Here is a 2,243-nt window from a genome sequence, read left to right as displayed (position 1 = left end):
AACGGCAAGCCGTTCGGTTTAGGCTGTTCCGCTTTCGCTCGCCACTACTTACGGAATCGCATTCGCTTTCTTTTCCTCCGCTTACTGAGATGTTTCACTTCAGCGGGTTTGCTCTTCCGGCCTATGAATTCAACCGGAAGGGACGCGACATTACTCGCGTCGGGTTACCCCATTCGGAGATCCCCGGATCACAGCGTGCTTCCCGCTCCCCGAGGCTTATCGTAGGTAGCCACGTCCTTCATCGCCGTTCAGCGCCAAGGCATCCACCATGCGCCCTTTGTAGCTTTTTAGTCGCCGTCTTACGAGCATCCACGCTTACGCGCAGACCTCTTCAAGACACCGGCAGAAGCTATAATGGCTTCTCTTCTGTTGCCTGCAGTTTTCAAAGAACGGCTTCGCCTAAATGGCAATGGGATGGAGGCTTGGCGCAAACCTCCGACTGCCGACCTCCATCCCGCTACCATCTATCCTGGGCCTGACTGGGCTCGAACCAGTGACCCTGCGCTTATCAAGCGCATGCTCTAACCAACTGAGCTACAGGCCCCTGGATTCCCGCGAACGGGAGATGCTTCGCTCTGGAGGCAAGGGGATTCGAACCCCTGACCTACAGCGTGCAAAGCTGTCGCTCTACCAACTGAGCTATGCCCCCTTCTTCCGAAGGGCATACCTGCTCGCCCATCAAGCGGCTAACGACTTCTCACGAAGCAGAATTGAATTGTGCGTGACGCCCGTGGGATTCCTCACGAAATCCCGCTTCCCCTCCCGGTTTCCCAGGAAGGGAAGTCGACCTAGTCCGGGAGTTGGCGACGGACTCGCGTCCTTCTCCAACCCGGACCTACTCCTTAGAAAGGAGGTGATCCAGCCGCAGGTTCCCCTACGGCTACCTTGTTACGACTTCATCCCAATTACTAGTCACACCTTCGACGCCCAAAAGAACGTCTTCGGGTGCAGCCAGCTTTCAGGATGTGACGGGCGGTGTGTACAAGGCCCGGGAACGTATTCACGGCGCCGTAGCTGATGCGCCATTACTAGCGATTCCGGCTTCATGAAGGCGAGTTGCAGCCTTCAATCTGAACTGGGCTCGGTTTTGGGGATTTGCTACACCTCGCGGTCTTGCGTCCCTTTGTGCCGAGCATTGTAGCACGTGTGCAGCCCTGGCCATAAGGGCCATCCTGACTTGACGTCGTCCCCACCTTCCTCCCCCTTGAAGGGGGCAGTCTGTCTAGAGAGCCTTTCGGCAACAAGACACAGGGGTTGCGCTCGTTGGGGGACTTAACCCAACATCTCACGACACGAGCTGACGACAGCCATGCAGCACCTGTGCAGCTCGCCCTTGCGGGCCATCCCGTTTCCGGGACTGAACGCTACATGTCAAGGCCAGGTAAGGTTCTTCGCGTTGCATCGAATTAAGCCACATGCTCCACCGCTTGTGCGGGCCCCCGTCAATTTCTTTGAGTTTTAGCCTTGCGACCGTACTCCTCAGGCGGTGCGTTTAATGCGTTAGCTTCGGCACCGGCGGGGTCGAATCCGCCGACACCTAACGCACACCGTTTAGGGCTAGGACTACCGGGGTATCTAATCCCGTTTGCTCCCCTAGCTTTCGTGTTTCAGAGTCAGGTTTCGTCCAGGAAGCCGCCTTCGCCACCGGTGTTCCTCTCGATATCTACGCATTTCACTGCTACACCGAGAGTTCCGCTTCCCCATCCGAACCTCTAGCTAGGTAGTTTCGAACGCAGTTCCTCCGTTAGGCAGAGGGATTTCACATTCGACTTTCCCAACCTCCTACACACCCTTTACGCCCAGTAAATCCGAGCAACGCTCGGGACCTCTGTATTACCGCGGCTGCTGGCACAGAGTTAGCCGTCCCTTCCTCTCCGCATACTATCGAGTTCTCCTGCTTATTCGGCAGGAAAACCTTGTTCTGCGGTGACAGGAGTTTACAACCCGAAGGCCTTCCTCCTCCACGCGGCGTCGCTCCATCAGGCTTTCGCCCATTGTGAAAAATTCTCGACTGCTGCCACCCGTAGGTGTCTGGGCCGTGTCTCAGTCCCAGTGTGGCTGGCCATCCTCTCAGACCAGCTACCCGTCATTGCCTTGGTAGGCCTTTACCCCACCAACAAGCTGATAGGACGCGGGCTCATTCGGAAGCGCGAGGCCCTTTCGGGTCCCCCGCTTTAATCTAGCTAAGCTAGACCACATGCGGAATTACCCCGGCTTTCGCCGGGCTATTCCCCACTTCCGAG

2 tRNA genes and 2 rRNA genes are annotated in these 2,243 nt (G+C 57.0%); all 4 read right to left on the bottom strand.

The features are described 5' to 3' along the window. Positions 1-290: ribosomal RNA gene (locus FN369_RS07795) — 23S ribosomal RNA — on the bottom strand; the annotation flags it as partial. Positions 291-470: 180 nt separating this feature from the next. Next, a tRNA-Ile gene (locus tag FN369_RS07790) sits at positions 471-544 on the bottom strand. Between the two features lie 32 nt (positions 545-576). Further along, positions 577-649 (bottom strand) — tRNA-Ala (locus FN369_RS07785). A gap of 197 nt (positions 650-846) precedes the next feature. Beyond that, a 16S ribosomal RNA gene (locus FN369_RS07780) occupies positions 847-2,243 on the bottom strand; the annotation flags it as partial.

Origin of the sequence: Methylacidimicrobium cyclopophantes, from assembly GCF_902143385.2 — a bacterium.
GTDB classification, from domain to species: domain Bacteria; phylum Verrucomicrobiota; class Verrucomicrobiia; order Methylacidiphilales; family Methylacidiphilaceae; genus Methylacidimicrobium; species Methylacidimicrobium cyclopophantes.
The sequence above is the reverse complement of the archived record's forward strand: the minus strand, read 5'-3'. Positions and strand labels throughout refer to the sequence as shown.